The sequence below is a fragment of the Allobosea sp. P1_A7 genome, from assembly GCF_056406775.1.
The window spans coordinates 1-19,524 of sequence record NZ_JBFTZN010000019.1 but is presented as its reverse complement, the minus strand read 5'-3'; the positions used below and the strand labels follow the sequence as shown (position 1 = coordinate 19,524).

At 65.0% G+C, this 19,524-nt stretch carries 19 protein-coding genes and 1 pseudogene; 10 read left to right on the top strand and 10 right to left on the bottom strand.

The window, feature by feature from the left end:
- Positions 1 to 35: 35 nt before the first annotated feature.
- A complete protein-coding gene (locus AC1D34_RS05300) occupies positions 36 to 851 on the top strand; it encodes a class I SAM-dependent methyltransferase (RefSeq protein ID WP_476823666.1) in 816 nt (271 codons plus the stop codon).
- 97 nt (positions 852 to 948) lie between these two features.
- Here AC1D34_RS05300 and AC1D34_RS05295 read toward each other — a convergent pair whose 3' ends face one another.
- Complete coding sequence (locus AC1D34_RS05295; RefSeq protein ID WP_476823665.1) at positions 949 to 2,214, bottom strand: O-antigen ligase family protein; 1,266 nt, start codon at positions 2,212 to 2,214, stop codon at positions 949 to 951.
- Positions 2,211 to 3,758 carry an undecaprenyl-phosphate glucose phosphotransferase gene (locus tag AC1D34_RS05290; protein ID WP_441490946.1) on the bottom strand — a complete coding sequence of 516 codons (1,548 nt, stop codon included), beginning with the start codon at positions 3,756 to 3,758 and terminating at the stop codon, positions 2,211 to 2,213. Before AC1D34_RS05290 ends, AC1D34_RS05295 begins: the two co-directional genes overlap by 4 nt.
- Positions 3,759 to 4,288: 530 nt before the next feature.
- On the opposite strand from AC1D34_RS05290, the gene AC1D34_RS05285 reads away from it, so the two are divergent.
- Both AC1D34_RS05285 and mdtI read left to right on the top strand, forming a co-directional pair.
- Entirely contained in the window at positions 4,289 to 4,645 is a 357-nt protein-coding gene (locus AC1D34_RS05285) for a DMT family transporter (protein ID WP_476823664.1), read from the top strand.
- Between the two features lie 2 nt (positions 4,646 to 4,647).
- A complete protein-coding gene (mdtI, locus tag AC1D34_RS05280) occupies positions 4,648 to 4,980 on the top strand; it encodes a multidrug/spermidine efflux SMR transporter subunit MdtI (RefSeq protein ID WP_476823677.1) in 333 nt (110 codons plus the stop codon).
- Positions 4,981 to 5,098: 118 nt separating this feature from the next.
- Here the strand turns inward: mdtI and AC1D34_RS05275 are convergent, their stop codons facing one another.
- Both AC1D34_RS05275 and AC1D34_RS05270 read right to left on the bottom strand, forming a co-directional pair.
- Entirely contained in the window at positions 5,099 to 6,268 is a 1,170-nt protein-coding gene (locus AC1D34_RS05275) for a glycosyltransferase family 4 protein (RefSeq protein ID WP_476823663.1), read from the bottom strand.
- 20 nt (positions 6,269 to 6,288) lie between these two features.
- The gene (locus AC1D34_RS05270) at positions 6,289 to 6,849 is read right to left on the bottom strand and encodes a polysaccharide biosynthesis/export family protein (RefSeq protein ID WP_069881062.1); all 561 of its coding nucleotides are present in this window, start codon (positions 6,847 to 6,849) and stop codon (positions 6,289 to 6,291) included.
- 192 nt (positions 6,850 to 7,041) lie between these two features.
- On the opposite strand from AC1D34_RS05270, the gene AC1D34_RS05265 reads away from it, so the two are divergent.
- Positions 7,042 to 9,216, top strand: coding sequence for a GumC family protein (locus tag AC1D34_RS05265; protein ID WP_476823662.1), 2,175 nt, complete (start codon positions 7,042 to 7,044; stop codon positions 9,214 to 9,216).
- Positions 9,217 to 9,328: 112 nt separating this feature from the next.
- On the opposite strand, the gene AC1D34_RS05260 is transcribed toward AC1D34_RS05265, so the two are convergent.
- Positions 9,329 to 10,606: a GNAT family N-acetyltransferase gene (locus tag AC1D34_RS05260; RefSeq protein ID WP_476823661.1), complete on the bottom strand. Its 1,278-nt coding sequence runs from the start codon at positions 10,604 to 10,606 to the stop codon at positions 9,329 to 9,331.
- A gap of 106 nt (positions 10,607 to 10,712) precedes the next feature.
- On the opposite strand from AC1D34_RS05260, the gene AC1D34_RS05255 reads away from it, so the two are divergent.
- Complete coding sequence (locus AC1D34_RS05255; RefSeq protein WP_476776354.1) at positions 10,713 to 11,765, top strand: polysaccharide deacetylase family protein; 1,053 nt, start codon at positions 10,713 to 10,715, stop codon at positions 11,763 to 11,765.
- A gap of 91 nt (positions 11,766 to 11,856) precedes the next feature.
- On the opposite strand, the gene AC1D34_RS05250 is transcribed toward AC1D34_RS05255, so the two are convergent.
- Complete coding sequence (locus AC1D34_RS05250) at positions 11,857 to 12,069, bottom strand: DUF2842 domain-containing protein (protein ID WP_069881058.1); 213 nt, start codon at positions 12,067 to 12,069, stop codon at positions 11,857 to 11,859.
- A 124-nt stretch (positions 12,070 to 12,193) separates the two neighbouring features.
- Here AC1D34_RS05250 and AC1D34_RS05245 point away from each other — a divergent pair, with 124 nt between their 5' ends.
- Positions 12,194 to 13,273: a COX15/CtaA family protein gene (locus AC1D34_RS05245; protein ID WP_476823660.1), complete on the top strand. Its 1,080-nt coding sequence runs from the start codon at positions 12,194 to 12,196 to the stop codon at positions 13,271 to 13,273.
- A gap of 132 nt (positions 13,274 to 13,405) precedes the next feature.
- Here AC1D34_RS05245 and AC1D34_RS05240 read toward each other — a convergent pair whose 3' ends face one another.
- The 3 genes and pseudogenes from AC1D34_RS05240 to AC1D34_RS05230 form a co-directional block, all read right to left on the bottom strand.
- On the bottom strand, positions 13,406 to 14,683 hold the full coding sequence (locus AC1D34_RS05240) for an O-acetylhomoserine aminocarboxypropyltransferase (protein ID WP_476823659.1): 1,278 nt from the start codon (positions 14,681 to 14,683) through the stop codon (positions 13,406 to 13,408).
- 67 nt (positions 14,684 to 14,750) lie between these two features.
- A complete protein-coding gene (locus AC1D34_RS05235) occupies positions 14,751 to 15,980 on the bottom strand; it encodes an FAD-dependent oxidoreductase (RefSeq protein ID WP_476823658.1) in 1,230 nt (409 codons plus the stop codon).
- Positions 15,981 to 16,005: 25 nt separating this feature from the next.
- Positions 16,006 to 16,395, bottom strand: a pseudogene (locus AC1D34_RS05230) (CoA-binding protein); the annotation flags it as partial.
- Positions 16,396 to 16,416: 21 nt separating this feature from the next.
- Between AC1D34_RS05230 and AC1D34_RS05225 the strand changes: the two are divergent.
- The gene (locus AC1D34_RS05225; protein ID WP_476823657.1) at positions 16,417 to 16,821 is read left to right on the top strand and encodes a hypothetical protein; all 405 of its coding nucleotides are present in this window, start codon (positions 16,417 to 16,419) and stop codon (positions 16,819 to 16,821) included.
- A 103-nt stretch (positions 16,822 to 16,924) separates the two neighbouring features.
- On the opposite strand, the gene AC1D34_RS05220 is transcribed toward AC1D34_RS05225, so the two are convergent.
- On the bottom strand, positions 16,925 to 17,740 hold the full coding sequence (locus AC1D34_RS05220; RefSeq protein WP_476823656.1) for an enoyl-CoA hydratase: 816 nt from the start codon (positions 17,738 to 17,740) through the stop codon (positions 16,925 to 16,927).
- A 103-nt stretch (positions 17,741 to 17,843) separates the two neighbouring features.
- Here AC1D34_RS05220 and AC1D34_RS05215 point away from each other — a divergent pair, with 103 nt between their 5' ends.
- The 3 genes from AC1D34_RS05215 (at position 17,844) to rpsI (ending at position 19,488) form a co-directional block, all read left to right on the top strand.
- Positions 17,844 to 18,260: a PaaI family thioesterase gene (locus AC1D34_RS05215; RefSeq protein WP_441490934.1), complete on the top strand. Its 417-nt coding sequence runs from the start codon at positions 17,844 to 17,846 to the stop codon at positions 18,258 to 18,260.
- A 284-nt stretch (positions 18,261 to 18,544) separates the two neighbouring features.
- Positions 18,545 to 19,006, top strand: coding sequence for a 50S ribosomal protein L13 (gene rplM / locus AC1D34_RS05210; protein ID WP_113516586.1), 462 nt, complete (start codon positions 18,545 to 18,547; stop codon positions 19,004 to 19,006).
- A 2-nt stretch (positions 19,007 to 19,008) separates the two neighbouring features.
- Entirely contained in the window at positions 19,009 to 19,488 is a 480-nt protein-coding gene (gene rpsI, locus AC1D34_RS05205; protein ID WP_476823655.1) for a 30S ribosomal protein S9, read from the top strand.
- Positions 19,489 to 19,524 lie beyond the last annotated feature (36 nt).

The following is a 19,524-nucleotide window of genomic DNA, read 5'->3' as shown; positions in this document are numbered from 1 at the left end:
ACATCCTCCCTCCCGGATGATCGGTGGAGAGTGGCATGACCGCGACGATTGCGTTGGGTGCGGAGGGAACAGCCGCAAGGGCGAAACGGAATCAGGACCGCGCTCTCGAAACCTTCTTCGCCGAGCTGCAGCCCGATTGGCATTCGCGCTGGGCCTGGAAGAACTACGAGCGGACGATTCTCGCCCTGACCCGACAGTTCGGCTTGAGGCGGATCTGCGAGATCGGTGGTGGCCGCGACCCGCTGTTCTCTGCCGCCGAAGCCGCCAGCCATGGTCTGGACCTTGTCGTCAATGATATCGACGCGAGCGAGTTGGCCTTGTCGGCGCCCGGCCTGCGGACGGCGCGTTTCGACATTGCTGGCGATCTGTCCGAACCTGATGTCGAACGCGGCAGCTACGACCTGATGGTCTCGCGCATGGTCTTCGAGCATATCCGGGATGTCGAGCGGGCCTGGACGAACATCCATGCGCTGCTGGCGCCAGGCGGAATGGCGCTGGCCTTCTTCCCGACGCTCTGGGCGCCGGTCTTCGCGCTGAACCACATCCTGCCGGAGGCCGCCTCGCGCGCCATCTTGCACGCGCTGTTTCCGGCACGTCGGCAGGACGGCGGCGATCCCAAATTCCCGGCCTATTACGACTGGTGCCGCGGCAGCCGCGCGCAGCTGACGCCGATGCTCAACCGGGCCGGATTCCGCGATGTTCACGTCCAGCGCTTCTGGGGGCATGGCTATTTCGAGCGCTTGCTGGGGCTGCGGGAGATCGACCACGCCTTCAACCTGCTGGCTGCGAAAACTGGCTGGGACCTGGTGACGACCTACGACTACGTGCTGGTCCGCAAGGCGCCGGTCTAGGACACCGACCTGAAAAATGGATTGCGGTCTTGGGGAAGGCCGATGCGGACACAGAAGGGCAGGTCAGTGAACCGGAGACGATATCCAGTCCGATGACCTATGCCCGACCAGCGGGCAATCGTCCGCCCGGGATTTGACCGGCAGCGTCGCCCGGCTTGAGCGCTGCCAGGCCCCAGACCAGCCCGAGCAGCAGGTAGAAGTGCCGCCAGTGGTCCGTGTCGATCTGGACACCCTGCAGGATGGTGATGAACAGCACCGACCACAGCACGATCGCGTGGTTCTGCCAGGGCGAGCGGTTGAAGACGAGACGCCAGCCGACATAGCAGGTGGTGACCATCAAGCCGAGATAGGCGATGCCGCCGAGCCAGCCATAGGAGGCGAACGCATTGATGTAGACGTTGTGCGGATCTTCCGGGAAATGCCAACGGAAGCGCAACGGGCCAAGCCCGTTGGGCGCATCGAGGAGGAGCGGGAGCGAGCGCAGCTGGCTGCCGAATCGGCCGGTTACGCCCTGGTCGTAGCTCTGGTTGAGGCTGGCGCGAATCTCGAAGATGTCGCGGATGCTCTCGAACGAGAGCGCGATCAGCAATGCGACAAGGATGCCCCCAAGCGCAGTGAGGGTGAGCATCACGATCCGGGCGCGGCGCGCACCGTTGGGGGCAGTCAGGAACATCAGCCCGACCATCATCAGGGCCGAGCCGGCCAGATTGCCCCAGGCCCCGCGCGAGAAGGCCAGCAGCACGGCCATCAGCGGCACGCTCATCACCAGGAAGCCGCGTATCAGGCCCAGGCGCCCAATCAGGATATGCTGCAGCGCGTAGACGATAGGAACCACGAGGAAGGGCCCCAGCACGTTGGKATCCTTGAACGTGCCGGAGGCGCGGCCGGCATAGGAGAAGACGTCGGAAAGGCCGGCAATGTCGAAATAGCCGAGGATGCCGGCAAAGCTCGCGCACCAGGCGGCGAAGAGATAGCCCTTGCGCAGGGTTTCCAGCCGGCCGAGCGGGTCCTCCGCCATGATGGCTGCGAAGAAGATCGCGGTGATCATCAGGTAGACCGAGACGGCTGTGAAGCGCACGGAGGCCGGCTCGTCCATCCAGGGAATTAGCGAGAAGATGCCGCCGATATTGTAGAGCAGCAGCAGCACGACCATCGGCAGCAGCTTTTGCGAGAAGCGGATGCCTGTCAGCGCGAAGACGAACAGCGTGAGCAGGAAGAAGAATTCATAGGGTGACGGCTCGATCAGCGCGAAGCCGCTGGAGGCGGTCAGCAGCCAGAGCGTGCCTCGCTTGATCGAGGCCAAGGACACCCTCAGGCCGCCGCGGCCGCCTTCATGTCCGGCGCGGTCGGCGAGCGCGCTCAATAGGCGTTCTCGGACTTGGTCAGCAGCGAGATCGGCGTCTTGTACAGAATGTAGAGATCGAGCATCACGGACCAGTTTTCGATGTAGTACAGGTCGTGCTCGACGCGGCGCTGGATCTTGTCCTCGGTGTCGGTCTCCCCGCGCCAGCCATGGATCTGAGCCCAGCCGGTGATGCCCGGCTTGACCCTGTGGCGGGCGAAATAGCCGTCGACCACCTGCTCATAGGCGCGGTTGTCGGCCTTGCCGTGGACGACATGCGGGCGGGGTCCGACCAGCGAGAGATTGCCCTTGAACACCACGTTGAAGAGCTGCGGCAACTCGTCGATCGAAGTTTTGCGGATGAACCGGCCGACGCGGGTGACGCGCGGATCATCCTTGGTCACCAGCTTGCTGGCGGTAACATCCTGCATCTCGTGATAGAGCGAGCGGAACTTGAAGACTTCGATCTGTTCGTTGTTGAAGCCGTAGCGCTTCTGCCGGAACAGGACCGGCCCCTTCGAGTCGAGCTTCACCGCGATCGCCGTGATCAGCAGAACCGGCGAGAGGGCGATCAGGGCAAGGGTGCCGACGATCTTGTCGAACAGCCATTTCACCACGATGTCCCAGTCCGCGATCGGCCGGTCGAACACATCGAGCACCGGCACCGCGCCGATATAGGAATAGGAGCGCGGCCGCAGCCGCAGCTTCGACATATGGGCGGAGAGACGGATGTCGATCGGCAGAACCCAGAGCTTGCGCAGCATCTGCAGGATGCGTCCCTCCGCCGAGATCGGCAGGGTGAAGATCACCAGGTCGAGCTTGGTGCGGCGGGCGAACTCGACAAGGTCGTCGATCGTGCCGAGCTTTGGATAGCCGGCGACGAGATCGGGCGAGCGATCGTCGTTGCGATCGTCGAAGACGCCGCAAATCTGCAGTCCGGAGTCCTTTTCCGCTTCGAGCGCCTTGATCAACGCTTCGCCCGCAGCGCCGCCGCCGACGATAGCCGTGCGCCGCTCGAGCCGTCCCGTGCGTGTCAGCCGGCGCACGGCCATCGTCACGAGAAGGCGCTCGCCGAGCAGGGCTGCGAGACCGCCGCCATAGAAGCCAGCCAGCCAGACCCGGGAAAACTGGCTTCCGACCTTCATGAAGAAGAAGGCGGCGAGTGCTATCAGGAACAGCATGGTCCAGCCCGCGACGAGCCGGGCGGCCGTCGGGACGAAATGGCGCAAAGCGCCGATATGGTAGAGATGCAGCGCCTGGAAGGCGGCGAGCGCGCCGACGCTCACCAGGAGAACGGTGATCTGATAGAGAAGGGTGCTGCTGGTGGTGCCCGCGACATAGAACCAGTAGACCAGCCCTGCCACGCTGACGATGGCCAGAACGTCGAACAGGCGCACCAGGCCTTCGATCAGGACCGGGGAGAGTGTCGGTTTGACCGGCATCGCCGCGATGCGTTCGGCCAGGGGATGGAAAGCGCGGGTCGAACCCGTCTTGCTCCCGCCGGCTGGATCTGATGCTCCGGCCGCGTCGGCCTGGATCAGGTCACGCACATCGAAAGTGCCCATCACACGCTACCTCTACTCAGACCGGAGCAATACTCACCTCCCGGTCCCGGCTTGCGATTAGCTCAAAATGCTCTCGGAAGGCTTAATCCGATGCTTCGCTGTCTTGTGGCCAGCAAGGCGACTCTACGGCATTCCGGACCATCTCGAACGGTCCAGTTTATCCCCCTGCAAGCGGCGTCTCAAACCCGATGCAAAGAAAGTTGATTTTCTCTCGTCCGGCCAAGGAATTAGCTCACTCCCATTTTTTCCGATTTTGTATCGAAAAGCAGTCGTTTCTGGCTCATAAAGTTGATGTTGGTTGACAAAAAGCATTAAAACGGGCATATCCATTCGCGATGAGTGTCTGAGAAGCACATTTCTGAGCGATGCCCGCGGTTGCCAATTCAGGCAATTGGGCAAGTCGCTGTGCAACCCCAGCAGTTCAATCTGCCAAGGCTTCGTCTTCGAAACTCGTTCGTAAAAACTCTAACTTTGCTTAGCTGCCTAACGTCGCTTCCCGACGGTAAGCGCCGRCTTCGCCCGTGTGCATCATGTCTTTTCATTGGTTGGTTCTGCTCGCAGCGATTGCTGTCGAGATTGTCGCGACGGCCGCGTTGAAGTCGGTCGTCGCTGAGCCGTGGCTCATCACGGCTCTACCGCTCGTTCTGATCGGATTGTCCTTCGCGCTGCTCAGCGTGGCGCTGCGTGTCATCCCCATGGCAGTTGCCTATGCCGTTTGGGAAGGGCTCGGCATCGTCGGCATCGCCGCCGCGGGCCATCTTCTCTTCGGCGAGCATCTGACGCCTGAGCACCTGCTGGCGCTTGCGGCCATCATCGCCGGTATCGTGCTGCTCGAGCGCGGTGTCGGGCACGGTGTCGAGGAGGGTAAGCAGGGGAGGCTGGCGTGACCATGCTTCTTCAGCCGCAGTCGCTTGCCTTTGCCTGGCTTGGGCTTGCGGTCATACTCGAAGTCCTCGGTACCTATCTGCTCAAGCTCTCCGACGGCATGAGGCGGCGATTGCTCGGTGCCGTCGGGATGGTCCTCGTCGTCGGCGCCTTCGCGGCCCTGGCACAGGCCATACGCGGCATGGACCTTTCGGTCGCCTACGCGGTCTGGGGCGGAGCGGGGCTGGTGATCACGRCCATCGTTGGAGCCCTTGCCTTCGGGCAGCGGATCTATCTGTCCGGCTGGGTCGGCATCGCGCTGGTCATCGCAGGCGTCGTCGGCCTGAAGTTCCTCTAAAGCATCGGCCCGAAAAGTGGAATGCGGTTTTCGGGGCAAAGCCGATGCAAAYACAAAGGGTTAGATCATCGGACTGGATACGATTTCCTGTCCGACGATCTAACGTGGCTGCGTTTCATCACGCGTCGAGACAGCGTCGCGCCAGCGCGACGCGGTATGCTGCCAGTACGCCGTCGATCATCGCGTTGAGGCAGAAGTTCTGGCGGACATGTTGTGCCAGATCGGTCGCCTGTGCTCGTCGTTCGGGTTCGGGCATGGCCAGGATCGAACGAATGCTCCCGGCCAGGATTGCCGGGTCATCGGCCGGTATCAGGCGATGCGCGTGATCCGGGCCATAGATTTCCTTGATGCCGCCGACATTCGTCGAAATCAGCGGCTGGGCTGCTGCCGCCGCTTCAAGGATGACATAGGGCAGCGATTCCGCCCGCGACGGGATCACCATGACATGGGCCTGTGCCAGCGCGGCGCGAATCGGGCCGGGCGGCTCGAACACGCATTGACTGCCGATGCCGCGGTCGAACGTCATCTGCCGCAGCACGGCCTCGTCGGGGCCCGACCCCACGATCAGGATGCGCGGCTCGAGGCTGTCGCGGCGCTTCAACAAGGCGAGCGCATCGATCAGCGTATCGACCCCCTTCGCGGAGCGCAGCTCCCCGAGATAGACGAGGTCGAACCTTGCCTTGGCATGGTCGATCGGCTCGAACTCGGCTTCCGAAATGCCATTCAGGACAATCCGGTAATCGCTGCGCGGCTTGTGACCGATATAGGCTTCGAACCGCCCTGCGATGAAGGCGCTCTCGAAGCAGAACATGTCCGTCGCACGCTCCAGCAGCCGTTCGACCGACATATAGATGCGATGCTCGGCGCCGCCGGGCTTGTAGTTGAAGCTGCCGCCATGCGGCGTATAGGCCGTGATGTAGCGCCGCTGCGGTGAAACCAGCGCAGGCAGGCGCGCATAAACGCCGCCCTTCGAGCCATGAGCGTGCACGACGTCAGGGGAAAGGCGCGCCCGCGTCGCGTTGGCCGCCAGTTGGGCCTTGGCGTCCATGAGGCTCGGGTARCGCGACATCGGCACGCGCGTGACGCCAAGCGCGAGATCCGAGCCAAACTCGGCGAAAACCTGGTCGGCACGCCCGCCGCCAGTATTCGAATCACAGAAGATGCCGACCTGATGCCCGCGCTCCACTTGCCCGCGAGCCAGATCGAGGACGTGGCGAAACAATCCGCCGAGCGGCGCCCGAAAGACGTGCAGGATGCGCAGCGGCTTCATGCCGGGGGCGTCCGCCATGGCCGTCACCTCGTTTGCGCTCAGAACCAGCGTTCCTTGATGACGATCGTGTCGCCCGGCTGCACCTGGTAGGTGATCGGCACCGTCCCGGTGACGAGTTGGCCGTCGATCTGGCGCGTGACCTCGGCATAGTTGCGCTGGCCGCGCGGGGTGAAGCCGCCTGCAATGGCGACCGCGGTCTGCACCGTCATGCCGTTCACGAAGGGGAACTGGCCGGAATTGGTGACTTCGCCCAGGACGAAGAACGGGCGGTAGGTATCCACCTCGACCGAAACCTTGGGTTCGCGCAAGAAACCGCCGCGTAGCTTGCCTTCGATCGCCTGCTCGAGTTGCCTGGTCGTGCGGCCCTGGGCCTCGACGGGGCCGATCAGCGGCATCGAGATGCGCCCGGAACCGTCGACGGCGTAGATGTTCGACAGATTGTCCTGACCGAAGACGATGACCCGCAGCCGGTCGCCGCTGGCGAGCCGATAGGGCACATTGACGTCGACGACCGCGAGTTCCTGCGCTGCATAGCGCGGCGCGCAGGCGCTCGTCGCTAGTGCGACCGCCAGGGCCAGTGGGGCGAGTGATCGACTCATCGCATATTCAGTCCATCCAAATTCTTCCGTCACGTTAGGGCGGCTATGGTTAACAAAAGTTGAGCACGACCTCCCTCGCTGCCCCCCTCGCTGGAGATGCCGCCACCTCTTAACTCGCCAATAACCTTAATCAGCTTTGATTGACCCTGCGTCCTGTGCTGGGCGCGCGAGTTTTGCGTGAATGGGTGAGTCATGACCTCTCGATCCGATGACGGAATGCGGGATGCCGGCGAGAGCCGCGGCGACATGCTCGATCTTTCCGCGCTCTGGGCCGCCATCAAGCGGCGCAAGCTCTGGGTGCTCGGCCCCACAGTGCTGGCGCTCGGCCTCTCCTTCGTCGCCGTCAATCTGGTCACGCCGCGCTACACGGGCGAGGCGCGGCTCCTGCTCGAGAATCGGGACAGCTTCTATACCCGTCCGGGGCAGGGCGGGGCCGAAGCCACAAGCCAGCAATTCGACAGCGAGGGCGTGCAGAGCCAGGTCCAGGTCATCATGTCGCGTGACCTCGCCCGCGAGGCGATCAAACGCATCGGACTCGTCGGCAATCCCGAATTCGATTCGGGCGCCGGCGCGCTGAGTGCGCTGAAGCGGCTCGGCGTGCTGGTCGGGCTGGGAGCGCATCCGGCCGATCGCTCGCCCGAAGAACGCGTGCTCGATCAGYTCTACGACCGCCTGCTGGTCTTCCCGGTCGGCCGGTCCCGCATCGTCGCGATCGAGTTCACGTCGCGCGATCCGGCGCTGGCAGCGCGTGGGGCCAACGAGATCGCCAATATCTATCTCGAGATGCTAGAGGCGGCGAAGCAGGACACCGCGCGCAGCGCTTCGTCCTGGCTCTCGACCACGATCGAGCCGCTGCGCAAGCGTGTTGCCGAGGCAGAGGGCAAGGTCGAGGACTTCCGCTCGCGCAACGGACTGCTCGTCGGAACGAACAACACCACCATCACCGCACAGCAATTGGCGGACCTCTCGACCCAGCTTTCCAATGCCCGCAGTCAACAGGCCGAGGCCCAGGCCAAGGCCAGCGTCATTCGCGATGCGATGAAGAGCGGGCGGACCTTCGAGATTCCGGACGTTGCCAATAACGAACTGGTCCGCCGCCTGATCGAGCAGCGCGTCAATCTGCGTGCCCAGATCGCGCTGGAATCGCGCTCGCTCCTGCCAGGGCATCCGCGCATCAAGGAGCTCAGTGCCCAGCTCGCCGATCTGGAGGGTCAGATCCGCGCGGCCGCCGAGCGCACGGTTCGCACCCTGGAGAACGAGGCACGCATCTCCGGCCAGCGCGTCGACAGTTTCACGGCCGCCCTCGAGGGGCAGAAGAAGAATGTCTCGAGCGCCAACGACAAGGAAGTGCAGCTGCGCGCGCTGGAGCGCGAGGCACGCACCCTGCGCGATCAGCTCGAGCAATATATGCAGCGCTATCGCGAGGCTGTAGCGCGCGACACCCAGAACGCCAGCCCGGCCGATGCACGCATCATTTCGCGCGCCGTCGAACCCACCGAGCCGTCCTTCCCGAAGAAGATCCCGATCATCCTCGTTGCGACGCTCGCGACCTTCCTCGTCGCGCTCGCCATGGTGGTCTCGCGTGAGCTCCTCAACGGCACTGCGGGGTCATCGCCCGGCTCCAATGGCCCGCGGCGTGCGCCGGGCTGGGTCGGCGGCGGCGGGGCTGGGGCCGCGCAATATCCGTCCGACGGAGACGAGCGCCGCGAGCGCGTTGCGGGGCTGCTGACCCATACCGGCCGGGTGGGCCGGGTTCCCCTGGCTGCGGCCGATCCCGAAGGGGCCCTCACAGCGCTTTCGGAGCGGATTGCGGCGCCTCCCGCCGAGATGGCGCCGCTGGCCGTGCTGCTCGACGGGGCCGGTCCCGAGGCGATGTCGGCACGGGATCTCGCGGAACTGCTGTCCCGCCACTCCCGTTGCGTGCTGGTCGACCTTGCCAGCGACGATGATGCACTGGATGAGCTGGGGTTCTCCGAGCTTCTTGCCGGCGAGGCCCAGTTCTCCGAGATCATCATGCGCGAACCGGGCTCGCGTCTGCATCGCATCAGCGCTGGACGCGCAGGGCGCAGGGCGGTTCTGGCCGCGCCTGATATCGTCGAGGTGGCGCTCGATGCGCTCTGCGAGACCTATGACTGGGTCCTGGTCTCGGCGACTTCGGGCGATGAGAGCGCCGTGCTCGCACCGCTGGTCGGACGTGCGCAAGGTGTCTTCGTCATGGCGGGCAGCATCGGCAACGGGCACGCCATGGAGGCCGCCTATCGGCTCGCCGATTTGACAACGGCGCCGGTTTCTCTCGTCGTCGACAAGCTCGAGGAGACGGCGGGCGTCCCGTTCTCCGTCCGCGAGCATGATGCGGCGATGGCCTGAGCCGAAGCGGATCCCGGCCGGGGGCGGCCGGGATCGTCAGGGCCCGGTGGCCCTGCACGCCCTGCGAGATGCGCAGACCTTGCGCATCTGATTTGGCGAGAGGCGTTGCCGCTCAGTCGTCATCGGTGGCAAGTGTCCGGTTCCGGTTCAGCCAGCCCGAGGCGCGTTGCGCCAGCTTCAGTGCCACTGGCGAGCTCTTGATCCTGCGCTTCGCGGCACGTTTGGCCCGGCTGAATAGGACAAAGGCATGCCCCTTCGGCGTCAGCGGCAGGAAGGTGTCGACGAGTTCGTCCCGGTCGTCGCATACCGTCGTCTTGTAGCGGGCTTCGCCGACGCCGAGGTCGAAGACCTCGATTCCGGCACGACATTTCAGCTTGATCAGGTCGACCAGCAGGATCTCGCCAGGGCTCGACTTGGCGAGGTCGCCGTCCATGTCGAAGGATGTGGCCATGCCTGAGAAACGCAAGCCCTGCACGGCGCCGACATAGGTTGCGACACAGCGGCCGTCGAGATCGAGCGAGTAGAGCTCGAGAACGGGCTTGTCAGTGCGGTCAGGGCTTGCTCCCTGGCGCAGGAAGTCACGCAGGGCGGGCTCCGCGAAGGGGTTTGGAACGCCCATGCTGGCAAACCGCGCCGCCTTCTGACTCAGGAAAGCGGAAACGACCCGCTCGATTTCCTCCGGGGTTTCGGCCCTGAGCAGAACTGAGCTGCCGAAACTGGCGAAGCGGTTCCGCTTGTTCTTCAGCTTCTTGCGGGCATGCGAGCTCATTGAGCGGCGCAGCGAGCCTTCGCAGTCTCGTCCCTCCAGCGCGAGCTTGTAGGCTCCGCTCGGACTCGGTCCAGCGGCAAGCTGCGCGAGCGGGTTGGGAACGCCTTGCCAGTCCTTCGGCTGGTTGACGAAGATGAAGGCGTCGAGATCTCCAATGGCCGTGCCGATCTCGACAAGCAGGGCACGCGCCGCGGCCGTATCGAGGGCGGCAGCGAAATCCGGGGCATAGAGCCCCATATGATAATTGGCGTGCTTGCCGCCGATGAATTCGCCGAAGCGAACGCCGTTACGCCGTGTCAGCGCCAGCGGCAGGATGGCCTGGGTGCTCCCGGCCGCGTCGCGCAGCGCGGCATATCGGAACTCCGTACCGTTGGCTGCCCCGACCGTCTCGACGAAGGGTCTGATCCAGCCATAGGCCTGGTAGGGGGTTACCAGGGCCGCCGCTTCCAGGCTGCGCCACTCGGCTTCCAGGGCGGCAGGGTCGCTGCTGATCGTGATGCTGTGCCAGGGGCGCGCGCGCTCCCCCCTGCTCCTGACCGCTGTCAGGTTCAGGGCCGAGGCCGGAGTTCCGGCGCGTTCGGCAAGTGCAGACATCGTCTCTGGACCCTCGGATGGCGGCATTCCTCGCTGTCCTTAACCCGCTATTGTGAACGAACCTGCCAGGTTGGCTTCGACCAGCCGAAGCATCGGCGAACAATATTAGCGAGCGGTTGCTTCCCGGAGCCGGATGAGCCTGCGACACCAAGCCTTTTCCGCCGCATTCAAGGCGATTGCGCTGACCGGCGCCGACCGATGGGCGAAGGACCTCGCTCAGGGCGCGGGCATGATTTTGACCCTGCATCATGTCCGGCCCTGGCGCGAGCGGGGCTTCGCCCCCAATCGTCTGCTGGAGATCACGCCTGAATTCCTCGACCAGACGCTGACACTGATCAAGGCTCAGGGCTATGACATCGTCTCGCTCGATGAAGCGGTGGCGCGGCTGCAGAGCCCGCTCTCCCAGCGCTTCTTCGTGGCGCTGACCTTCGACGACGGCTATCGCGACAATCTCGATCATGCCTGGCCGGTCCTGGCCAAGCATGGCGTGCCCTGGACATTGTTCGTGACGACGGGCTTTGCCGAGCGCACAGCGCGGCTCTGGTGGCTGGAAATGGAGGAGGCGATCCGGGCTCTGCCGCGCTTCACCCTGGACTTGCCGGATGGCGGGTTCTCGGCCCGCACCGAATCTGATCGCGAGAAGCAGCTGACCTTCGAGACGCTCTACTGGCGTCTGCGCAAAGGGCCGGAAGCGATTCTGCTGTCAACGATTTCCGATCTTGCACGTCAGGCCGGCATCGATAGCGCAGCCCTGGTCGAGCGCGAATGCCTGCCCTGGGAGACACTGCGCTCGCTCGCCGGCGCGCCCGGCGTGACCATTGGAGCGCATACGCTGAGCCACCCGATGCTGGCCAAGCATCCCGAGGATTTTGCCCGAGCCGAGATCGTCGAGAGCAAGGCACGGCTCGAGCAGGAGCTCGGCCTGCCCATGCGCCATTTCGCCTATCCCGTTGGTGATCCGGGCTCCGCCGGCAAACGTGAATTCGCCCTTGCCAGGGCGGCTGGCTTCACCAGCGCGGTCACCACGCGGCCGGGCCATCTCTTCGATCGGCATGAGCGGCATCTGCATGCGCTGCCGCGTGTCTCGCTGAACGGCTATCACCAGAGCGAGGCAGCGCTGCGGGCGCTGCTGTCGGGGCTGCCGTTCCTGCTTTGGAACAAGGGGCGGCGGCTGAATGTCGCCTAGGCTCAGGACCGGATATCCGGTCCGATGGGATCTAGGCTTCCATGTTTGCAACGGCTTTTCCGAAGACCGTAATCCGATTTTCAGACGGATGTCAGCGTGGCCCGTCCTTCCGCTCCATCCACTTGATGAGCGGCAGCAGGGGCAGCACCCAGGCGAGGCCGAGCGCGATATAGGCGATGGTCTGCACCAGCTTGGGCGCGTCCGTGATCCGCCCCTGCGCCAGTGCCATGGCGACCAGCGCATAGACGCAGACGAAGATCAGGATCACCACGGTGCCGATCAGCTTGCGGTGGCTCTGGGTCATCTCTCGTCTCCATGCCGGCGCGGCTGCGGCATTGCGGGCGTTGTTCGCGTCTTCGCGCGGGTCTATCTGTCACCCCCAACGACGCTTGTGAAGCGCGACATTTGCGACCCGAGGTCCCCATCCCGTGACGATTGCTCTCGATCAGCCGCGTGGCGGCGCTGTCAGCTCCGCCAACCACGCAGGCATCCGCCGCTGGCTCTGGATCGTCGCGGCACTCGTCTTCGCGATGGTCGTGGTCGGCGGCGCGACCCGCCTGACCGGCTCAGGCCTCTCGATCACCGAATGGCGACCGGTCACCGGCGCGATCCCGCCGCTCTCCGACGCCGCCTGGGCGCTTGAATTCGAGAAGTATCGCGCCAGCCCGCAATACCAGCTGCTCAATGCCGGCATGGCGCTGTCGGAATTCAAGTTCATCTTCTGGTGGGAGTGGGGGCACCGTCAGCTCGGCCGCTTCATCGGCCTGGTCTATCTCCTCGGCTTCCTTGTCGTCGCCCTCCGCCGGCTCCTGCCCTGGCGCCAGAGCGCCGTGCTGTTCGGCATGGGGCTGCTGCTTGGCCTGCAGGGCACGATCGGCTGGATCATGGTCGCGTCGGGGCTCCAGCCAGGCATGATCGCGGTCGCCCCCGTCAAGCYGACGCTTCATCTCACCTTCGCCGGCCTGTTCTTCGCCGCCGTTGTCGCGTTCGCCACCTGGCTGACGCCGCTGCGGCGGGTCGAACAGGCGAGGGGCCGCCTGGCCGCCTGGGTGTTGCTGGTGCTCACCTTCGCCCAGATCGCGCTTGGCGGCCTCGTCGCCGGCTCCCGTGCGGGCTTCACCTTCAACACCTGGCCACTGATGGATGGGGGGCTGGCTCCGGCTTCGTCGACGCTGTTTGCGCAGACGCCGCTCTGGGAGAACTTTGTCGATAACGTCGCGTTGGTGCAGTTCAACCACCGCATCGGCGCCTATCTGCTGCTGGCGACCGCGCTCTGGCATGCCGTTGCGATGCGCCGCGCGGCGCCTGGGTCGGGCAGCGCCAAGCGCGCAACGGCGATTGCGGGCCTCACCCTGGCACAGGCCGCGCTCGGCGTCGTTACGCTGCTGCTGGTGGTCCCGCTCTGGGCGGGGCTCGCCCATCAGGCGCTCGCCTTCATGGTGCTGGCGATGACAGTCGTACATGTCACGCGGAGCGGGGCCGGCACCGCGCATCCTGTCCGGGCCTGACGCCGCCTGAACGCTGTCCCCCGGACGGCAAAAGAAAGAGACCCGGGATCCCGGCCGGAATGGTTCAGGCAGGGATCCCGGGTCTGCGTTTCTCTTGCCGGGTGGACGCCCCCGTCGGAGCGCTGCCGGATGCTAGATCAGCGCCTGGTCGAGATCGCCGATCAGGTCCGCCACGTCCTCGAGCCCGATCGAGAGGCGCACGACCTCCGGTCCGGCGCCCGACGCGGTCTTCTGTGCGTCCGAGAGCTGGCGATGCGTCGTCGAGGCGGGGTGGATCACCAGCGAGCGCGTATCGCCGATATTGGCGAGATGCGAGAACAGCTGCAGGTTCGAGACCAGCTTGACACCCGCATCGTAGCCGCCCTTCAGGCCGATGGTGAAGACCGCGCCCGCTCCCTTCGGCGAGTAGCGCTTTGCGAGGTCGTGATACTTATCGCCGTCCAGGCCGGGATAGCTGACCCATTCCACCGCCGGATGCGTCGAGAGGTGCTTTGCGACGGCGAGCGCGCTCTCGCAGTGGCGCTGCATGCGCAGCGGCAGGGTCTCGATGCCCGTCAGGATCATGAAGGCATTGAAGGGCGAGAGCGCCGGGCCCATGTCGCGCAGGCCGAGCACGCGGGTCGCGATGGCGAAGGCGAAATTGCCGAAGGTCTCGCCAAGCACCATGCCATTATATTCCGGCCGCGGCTTGGACAGCATCGGGTAGCGCTCGTCGCCCACCCAGTTGAACGAGCCGCCATCGACGATCAGGCCGCCGATCGAGTTGCCGTGCCCGCCCAGGAACTTGGTGGCGGAATGCACGATGATGTCGGCGCCGTGCTCGAACGGGCGGATCAGGTAGGGGCTCGCCATCGTGTTGTCGACGATGAGCGGAATGTTGTGCTTCTTGGCGATGGCCGCGACGCCGGCAATGTCGACGATCACCCCGCCCGGATTGGCGATCGACTCGATGAAGATCGCCTTGGTGCGCGGGGTCACCGCGGCGGCGAAGCTCTCAAGATCGTCGGAATCGGCCCAGATCACGTTCCAGCCGAAATTCTTGTAGGAATGGTTGAACTGGTTGATCGAACCGCCATAGAGCTTGCGCGCGGCGACGAACTCGTCGCCCGGCTGCAGCAGGGCGTGGAAGCAGAGGAACTCGGCGGCGTGGCCGGATGCGACGGCGAGCGCCGCGGTGCCGCCCTCGAGCGCGGCGACGCGCTCCTCGAGCACTGCGTTGGTCGGGTTGCCGATCCGCGTATAGATGTTGCCGAAAGCCTGCAGGCCGAACAGYGATGCGGCGTGGTCGACATCGTCGAAGACGAAGGATGTCGTCTGGTAGATCGGCGTGGCGCGCGCGCCGGTGGCTGCATCAGGCGCTGCACCGGCATGAATGGCGAGCGTATGGAAACCCGGTGAGCGGTCTGACATGGCGTGCTCCCTGCAAATTCTGATCGTGAAACGGTCTCGTTCGATTTAACGAACGCTCTGTGCGGCGTCAATTCGGCCGGACGGGCCTGAGAGCGGGGCCGATATGCTCCGGCCTGATCCCCAGGCCRATCAGCCGTGCCGGCAGGCGGCGCAGCAGCGGGAAGCGCTGCAGGAGGCGCAGCGGCAGCGGCGGCGCCACCGGTCCGCGGCTGGCGAGCAGCGGCGTGATCACCCGGTTCTGGATGGCGATCTGCATGGATTGGGTGAGTTTTGCCGGGAATTCACGGCGATGCTGCACGGCTGCGAGCGCGGTATCCGTCAGCCGCCTCTCGCGGAGCGGCGCTGCCAGCAGGTTGGCCGTTGCGACGGCATCCTGCACCGCCAGATTGATCCCAACACCGCCGATCGGGGACATCGCATGCGCAGCGTCGCCGATGCAGAGCAGGCCGGGCTTCCACCAGCGCGTCAGGCGATCGACCGCGACCGAGAGCAGCTTGATGTCGTCCCAGCTGCGCAGCTCCGCTATCCGGTCCTTGAGAAAGGGCGAGAGCGCGACGACACCGTCCCGGAAGGCCCGCATGCCCCGGACCTGCAAGGATTCCAGCGAACCCTTGGGGATGATGAAGGCGCATTGCCAGTAGTCGCCGCGATTGAGCATGATGAAGAACCGGCCGCCCGCGACCTGGCCGAAGGTCTGGTTGCGATCACTCTTGCTGCGCGACAGCCGGAACCAGAGCACGTCCATCGGCGCGCCGAGCACTTTCACCGGGAGGCCAGACGCCGCGCGCAGATCGGAGCTGCGCCCGTCGGCCGCAACCACGAGATCGGCCCTGATCGAGAGCGGGCCGTCGGGCGCCATGGCCGTGACACCCGCCACGAGCCCGTTCTGTTTGATCAGTCCCTCGGCCTTCGTCTGCATCCGCAGATGGAAGGAGGGCTGCTCGCGGCCCCGTTCCGCCAGGAAGTCGAGAAAATCCCATTGCGGCATGAAGGCGACATAGGGAGCCTTGACCGGCAAATGGCAGAAATCGGCGAGCGTGATCTCTTCGTCTCCGAAGCGGGCGACGATATGGTCTTCCTTGCTGTGCGGCAGCTTCAGGAAGGCCTCGAGCAATCCGAGTTCATGCATCAGCTCGAGCGTCGAAGGGTGGATCGTGTCGCCGCGGAAATCCCGCAGGAAATCGGCGTGCTTTTCCAGCACGGTGACCTCGATGCCGGCTCGCGCGAGCAGGAAACCGAGCATCATCCCGGCGGGGCCGCCCCCGGCGATGCAGCAAGTAGTCGTTTCCTCGCGCATCGCCGTTCTCCTGGGGATGGCCCGGTCAGGTCCCGGGCCGGTCGATCGACAATTTCTGGAAGCCCTTGCCGGCCAGTTGCGGCCTCTTGTTCGAGATGATGCGCGAGTTGATGCCCTGCCAGCCGATCTCGCCGGAGAGCCGGCCATACTCGATCTTCGGGCAGCGGTTCATGATCACGGTGAGGCCCTTGGCCTCGGCGCGGGCGGCGGCCGCGTCATTGCGGACGGACAACTGCATCCAGATCACTTTCGGCAGGGGGGAGAGCGCCAAAGCCTCGTCCGCGATCGGCCCGGCGGCTTCCGAATTGCGGAAGATCTCGACCATGTCGACGGGAACCGGAATCTCCTTCAACGAGCCGTAGACCGTCTTGCCGAGCAGCGTCTGGCCGGCAAGGCCGGGATTGACGGGGATAACGACTATAGCCTGCACAATGTGATGTCCACTCCCGCCAAAGTGGGCGACGAACTGACGACCACCAGCTTCCCGAATTCGAGCACGCGCGGGTTCTGCACCTCGGCACAGCCGGAGGTTGCGGTCTGCGTGCTGCCCGGCACGGAGCTGGCGTTCGCGAGCGAGATCGAGTGCGATCGGGTGGTCGGCTTCCTGCCGCATCGCAAGATGGCAGCGACGATGGCCCGCTTCCGTCAGATCGATCTCGACAAGCCCTATGCGCATCACGATGCGCTCGAGCTGCCCGACGGGCAGGTCATTCTGCTGACGAACCTGTCTACGGGACAAAAGGCGACCGTTTTGCAGTTGCCAGCCGTGCCGCAGCCGGAAGAAGAGGCCAAGGAGCACCTGCAAACCGAGATGCCGGAGCACTTCCCCGCGATCCTGTGAACAGGCGCCTGATGGATAGCTGCACGCGGCGTGTCACGGTTGTCGCCGCGTGCGGCGCTGATTCCGGATCGATGGAGAGGGCCCGGCCGAGGCTCGCGAGCCGCTAGTTGCCGCTCCAGACCGGCTGGCGTTTCCCCATGAAGGCGCCGATCCCTTCCTCGGCGTCGCGGGCGAGCATGTTTTCGACCATGACCGCCGATGCGCGATCATAGGCTGCGGCGAGGCCCATCTCGCGCTGCTGGTAGAAGGCGCGCTTGCCGACCTTCACCGTGGCAGTCGATTTCGATGCGATCACGCCCGCCAGTCGCAAGGCCTCCGCAAGCGCTGCGCCCGCCGGAACAACCCGGTTGACCAGCCCCATCCGGGCGGCCTCCTCGGCCGGGACCATCTCGCCCAGCAGCAGCATCTCCAGCGCATGCTTCGCCGCGAGGTTGCGCGAGAGCRCCACCATCGGCGTCGAGCAGAACAGCCCGATATGGACCCCGGGCGTGCAGAACCGCGCCTGCGCGCCGGCGACGGCGAGATCGCAGGTCGCGACGAGCTGGCAGCCCGCAGCGGTCGCCGTGCCTTCCACCGCTGCAATGACGGGCTGGGGCAGGGCGGTGATTTGCTGCATCATGGCCGAGCAGCGGCCAAGGATATCGGTGAAATAGGCGCGGCCACGGTCTGGATCGGCGCGATGCGCGCTCATCTCCTTGAGGTCGTGACCGGCCGAGAAGACCGGGCCGGCTGCCGTCAGCACGACGGCGCGCACCGTATCGTCTGCCGCAATGGCCAGGAAAGCCTCGCTCAACGCGTCCAGCATCGCTTCGCCAAGCGGATTGCGCGCCTGCGGACGGTTCAGCGTCAGTGTCGCGATGCCGTCCTGGTCTGCGCGCAGCAGGACCGGGGCGGTGTCGGGCTCGATATGGGCATTCATGGCATGGCCTTTCGCATCCGCGGCTATTGTCGGAGCCCAACCGTCATGCTGCAAGGGGAGGAGTTTCCCGCTGGCATCCGGTTTCCCGCACATGACACCCCGCATGACGATCTCAGAGGTGGAGACCTATCTCGATCAGGTCTTCCCGCAACTCCATCATGGCGGGCGCACTTATTTCATCGAAGATGTCGGCCCGCTGACGGCGCGCATGCGCTGCGACTATCACGAGCGGCATTTGCGCCCGGGCGGCACGATCTCCGGTCCGACCATGATGGCGCTGGCTGATCTCGCCCTCTATGTCGCGATCCTCGGCCAGATCGGCCCGGTCGGCCTCGCTGTGACGACGAGCCTCAACTACAATTTCCTGCGCAAGCCGGGGCCGGTGGCGCTGATCGCGGAGGCCAGGCTGCTCAAGCTCGGCAAGCGGCTCGCCGTAGGAGAGGTCGCGCTGTTCTCGCAGGGCGACAGCGAGATGGTCTGCCATGCGACCGGCACCTACTCGATTCCGTCGGAGCGCTAGGATTCGAGCGCTGGTCCTGGCCGCAGAACCGTCTCCATGGGGGAATCGGAGGGCCGGGAGAAGCGCAGGGAAAGGGATAACCCTGCCGGACCTCGCGGGATCGCTGGAACGGAATGCGGTATCTAAATACCGTTTTTGCCATTGCACTGAAAACAATGCGATTTTTCGCCTTGGACCGTGATCGTGGTGCTTGACAGTACGGCAGCTTGCCCCTATCCACCGCCCCACACCGCCGCCGGCCTTCCGGCGGCTTGTCCTTTTTCAAGCAACCGAAGGGTGCCGCGATGAAGACCGTCTCGCTCAAGCCCGCCGACGTCGAGAAGAAGTGGGTTGTGATCGATGCCTCCGGGCTGGTCGTTGGTCGTCTCGCCTCCGTTGTGGCGATGCGTCTGCGCGGCAAGCACAAGGCCGCCTACACCCCGCATGTCGACTGTGGCGACAACATCATCGTCATCAACGCCGAGAAGGTGGTCCTGACGGGTCGCAAGCGCGACCAGAAGGTCTACTACCACCACACCGGCTTTCCGGGTGGTATCAAGGAGCGTTCCGCCAAGTTCCTGCTCGAAGGCCGCTTCCCTGAGCGCGTCGTCGAGAAGGCTGTCGAGCGCATGCTCCCGCGCGGCCCGCTGTTCCGCCAGATCCTGGGCAACCTGCGCGTCTACAAGGGCGCTGAGCACCCCCACGCCGCCCAGTCGCCGGAGGCGCTCGACGTCGCCGCGCTCAACAGCAAGAATGCGAGGCTCTGATCATGGCTGAGGTTCTTCAGTCTCTCGAGCAGCTCGGCCAGGTCGCCAAGACGGCTCAGCCCGACGCTCCCGTTCACGTCAAGAAGGTCGATGCGCAGGGCCGCGCCTATGCCACCGGCAAGCGCAAGAACGCCATCGCCCGCGTCTGGATCAAGCCGGGCTCCGGCAAGATCACGGTCAACACCCGCGACCAGGAAGTCTACTTCGCTCGTCCGGTGCTGCGCCTGATCCTGCAGCAGCCGCTGATGATCGTCGACCGYATGACCCAGTACGACGTCGTCGTCACGGTCAAGGGCGGCGGTCTCTCCGGCCAGGCCGGCGCTGTGCGCCACGGCATCTCCAAGGCCCTGACCTTCTACGAGCCGGAACTGCGCGGTCCGCTCRAGAAGGAAGGCTTCCTGACCCGCGACTCGCGCGTCGTCGAGCGTAAGAAGTTCGGTAAGGCCAAGGCCCGCCGCAGCTTCCAGTTCTCGAAGCGCTGATCCGGCTCACGCAGTCTGGCTATGCTTTCAGGGGGG

Bases quoted from the DNA above. Each gene is read 5' to 3' on its own strand.
- AC1D34_RS05300 (WP_476823666.1), top strand. From the start codon at position 36: ATGACCGCGACGATTGCGTTGGGTGCGGAGGGAACAGCCGCAAGGGCG.
- AC1D34_RS05290 (WP_441490946.1), bottom strand. From the start codon at position 3,758: ATGGGCACTTTCGATGTGCGTGACCTGATCCAGGCCGACGCGGCCGGA.
- AC1D34_RS05285 (WP_476823664.1), top strand. From the start codon at position 4,289: ATGTCTTTTCATTGGTTGGTTCTGCTCGCAGCGATTGCTGTCGAGATT.
- AC1D34_RS05270 (WP_069881062.1), bottom strand. From the start codon at position 6,849: ATGAGTCGATCACTCGCCCCACTGGCCCTGGCGGTCGCACTAGCGACG.
- AC1D34_RS05260 (WP_476823661.1), bottom strand. From the start codon at position 10,606: ATGCCGCCATCCGAGGGTCCAGAGACGATGTCTGCACTTGCCGAACGC.
- AC1D34_RS05255 (WP_476776354.1), top strand. From the start codon at position 10,713: ATGAGCCTGCGACACCAAGCCTTTTCCGCCGCATTCAAGGCGATTGCG.
- AC1D34_RS05250 (WP_069881058.1), bottom strand. From the start codon at position 12,069: ATGACCCAGAGCCACCGCAAGCTGATCGGCACCGTGGTGATCCTGATC.
- AC1D34_RS05225 (WP_476823657.1), top strand. From the start codon at position 16,417: ATGTCCACTCCCGCCAAAGTGGGCGACGAACTGACGACCACCAGCTTC.
- AC1D34_RS05215 (WP_441490934.1), top strand. From the start codon at position 17,844: ATGACGATCTCAGAGGTGGAGACCTATCTCGATCAGGTCTTCCCGCAA.
- rplM (WP_113516586.1), top strand. From the start codon at position 18,545: ATGAAGACCGTCTCGCTCAAGCCCGCCGACGTCGAGAAGAAGTGGGTT.